Origin of the sequence: Kitasatospora sp. MBT66 (assembly GCF_000710405.2) — a bacterium.
In the GTDB taxonomy this organism is placed as follows: Bacteria; Actinomycetota; Actinomycetes; order Streptomycetales; family Streptomycetaceae; genus Kitasatospora; species Kitasatospora purpeofusca.
The window spans coordinates 1-2,822 of sequence record NZ_JAIY01000032.1 but is presented as its reverse complement, the minus strand read 5'-3'; the positions used below and the strand labels follow the sequence as shown (position 1 = coordinate 2,822).

General features: G+C 70.2%; 2 protein-coding genes. One reads left to right on the top strand and one right to left on the bottom strand.

Annotation, left to right across the window (positions count from 1 at the left end; all coding sequences use genetic code 11):
* The first annotated feature begins 48 nt into the window (after nucleotides 1–48).
* Nucleotides 49–1,773, top strand: coding sequence for a thiamine pyrophosphate-dependent enzyme (locus tag BI06_RS45270; RefSeq protein ID WP_030394363.1), 1,725 nt, complete (start codon nucleotides 49–51; stop codon nucleotides 1,771–1,773).
* A gap of 257 nt (nucleotides 1,774–2,030) precedes the next feature.
* Here BI06_RS45270 and BI06_RS45265 read toward each other — a convergent pair whose 3' ends face one another.
* Nucleotides 2,031–2,588: a hypothetical protein gene (locus tag BI06_RS45265; protein ID WP_149030706.1), complete on the bottom strand. Its 558-nt coding sequence runs from the start codon at nucleotides 2,586–2,588 to the stop codon at nucleotides 2,031–2,033.
* Nucleotides 2,589–2,822 lie beyond the last annotated feature (234 nt).

The following is a 2,822-nucleotide window of genomic DNA, read 5'->3' as shown; positions in this document are numbered from 1 at the left end:
GCGCCGACCCCGACCGATTCACTGTCTGACACTTCGAAGGGATTTCCCGTGGCACGTACCGTCGCCCGCGTGATCGTCGATGCCCTGCAGGAGCTGGGCGTGCGCCACGTCTTCGGCGTCGTCGGCGACGCCTTGAACCCGCTGACCGATGCCATCCGCACCACCGACGGTCTCGACTGGGTAGGCTGCCGTCACGAGGAGGCCGCCGCGTTCGCGGCCGGTGCCCAGTCCCAGCTGTCCGGAACCCTCGGTGTGTGCATGGGCACCGTCGGCCCTGGATCGGTGCACCTGCTCAACGGCCTCTACGACGCGGCCAAGAGCCGCACCCCGGTACTCGCCATCGCCGGACAGGTCCCCTCCGCCGAGATGGGCAGCGACTACTTCCAGGAAGTCGACAACGACATGCTGTTCCGGGACGTCGCGGTCTTCCGGGCCACGGTCACCTCGGTGGACCAGCTGCCGAGGATGCTGGAGAGCGCCGTGCGCTCCGCGGTCAGCGAACGCGGGGTGGCGGTCCTCACCGTCCCCGGGGACCTCGGTGACCGGGAACTGGCCGACGACCGCCCCGCCCGCTTCCCTCGTGCCCGTCCCGTCACCCGGCCCGACGACGCCGGAATCCGGGAGGCCGCCGACCTTGTCAACGCCGCGGACCGGGTCACCCTGCTGGTCGGCCAGGGCGCCCGCGACGCCCGTGCACAGGTGCTGGAACTCGCCGAGCGCCTGTCCGCACCGATGGTCCTCACCCTCAAGGCCAAGGAGGGCTTCGAGGACGACAACCCCTACCAGGTCGGACAGACCGGCCTCATCGGCAACCCCGCCGCCGTCGAGGCACTGGACGCCTGCGACACCCTGATCATGCTCGGCACGGACTTCCCCTACCGCGACTGGTACCCCACCGACTGCAAGGTCCTCCAGATCGACCTCCTGGAACGCCACCTCGGCCGCCGGACGCCCGTCGACGTGGGCCTGGCCGGTGACACCGCAGCCACCCTGCGCGCACTTCTCCCGCATCTCGTGCCGGCGGGGGACCGCTCGCACCTCGAGTCCGCCCGGGACCGCTTCGAACGGTGGACCGCCGACCAGCAGCGCCTGGCCGACCCCGACCACGACCACCGCCTGCTCGGCCGCCTGCGCAGCGTCCTGGACAATCGCGACCACGACGTGCGCCCCGAGGCGCTGGCCGCAGCGGTGAACGCCTGCGCGAGCGACGACGCGGTCTTCACCTCCGACACCGGCATGGCCACCGTCTGGCTGTCCCGCTTCGTGACCATGCACGGGCGCCGGCAGCTGCTGGGCTCCTACAACCTCGGCTCCATGGCCAACGCCATGCCCCAGGCCATCGGCGCCCAACTCTGGGCTCCCGACCGACAGGTCGTCGCGTTCTGTGGGGACGGCGGCCTCAGCATGCTGCTCGGCGACCTGATGACCATCAAGACCTACCGGCTGCCGGTGAAACTCGTGGTCTTCGACAACCGCCGCCTCGGCATGGTCAAACTCGAACAGGAACAGGCCGGACTCCCGGAGTTCGGCACCGAGCTCGACAACCCGGACTTCGCCGCAGTCGCCACCGCTCTCGGTCTGACCGGCATCCGTATCACCCGACCCTCCGAACTGCGCGACGGTGTCCAGCGGGCCTTCGACACGCCGGGGCCGGTACTCCTCGACGTCCTGACCAACCCCCAGGAACTGGCCGTCCCCGGCAAGCCGACCGTCCAACAGGGATGGGGCTTCGCGATCGCGAGGATCAAGGAGACACTCGCCAGCAGCGACTGATCCACCGCGCGGACAACCCTGCTGTCCGCAGCATCGACGCCCCACCGGAATCCCGGCCCCGGACCCCCGGGCCGGCGGCGACACCCCGGCCCGGCCCGGTTGCGGATTCGGGAGCCCTCGCCGGGGTGTCGCCGCCGGTGCCCGTTGCGCAACCGGCCCACCGAGGTGGTTCGGGTCATGGCAGAGTCCGATGTCCTGGAGAACCCCGGGACCGCTGCCGTCCGCTTCCGTCCGCTTCCGGACGGTAGTCCGAGGGGTTACGCCGCGGTCGGACAGACCAGGGTGATGATGGTGGGCGGGGTCAGGCTCTGGGAGGACTGGTAGGTGCTCGTGCCGTACTCGTAGTAGAAGTACTGCACCCCGAAGCCGAACTGGGCGCCGGTGGTGCAGTCCGAGTCCGCGGTGAAGCGGAAGTCGAAGGCCACGGTGCGGCTCTCGCCCGGCAGGATCGGCACCTGCGGGTACGTCAGGTTGAAGCTCGCGCTGTCAGGCACGGCACTGCACCAGCCGGCGCCGCCCGCGCAGCCCGCGAACTCGTGCCGGACCGTGAGCCACGACGCGTTCACGTCGACGGTGTTGACCGTCGCGTAGAGGAAGGTCACCGGCTGGTCCTGGCGGTTGGTGAACGTCACACTGAGTCTGCCGATCTGGCCGGCTGTCAGAGTGGTGTCGTCAACGGTCGCCGTGAAGTGCGGCTGAGCGGGGTCGGCGGCGAAGGCCCGCCCGCCGGTACCCGTCAGGGTGAGAAGGAGCGTGAGAAGCGTCAGGACCGGGAGGAGGCGCGCACGTCCCATCGCCGAGGCTGTGATCGACATGAACGCCCAGCGTACGGATCGATCCCCGCGCCGTCTGCCCCGCGACCGGGAAACCGGCCATGGTCGTTCCCGTACGGACGAGGCCCCGAGTGACAGGTGCTCGCAGCTGATGCTTGGCGAGGTCGGTTACGGCGACGTCGAGATCTGAGGGCGGAAGCGGTGCGGCCCGCGGACGATGGCCGAGTCGGGTCCTCCGTCAAGCGATGCGACGAGCCGCACCAGCCCGGACCTCCT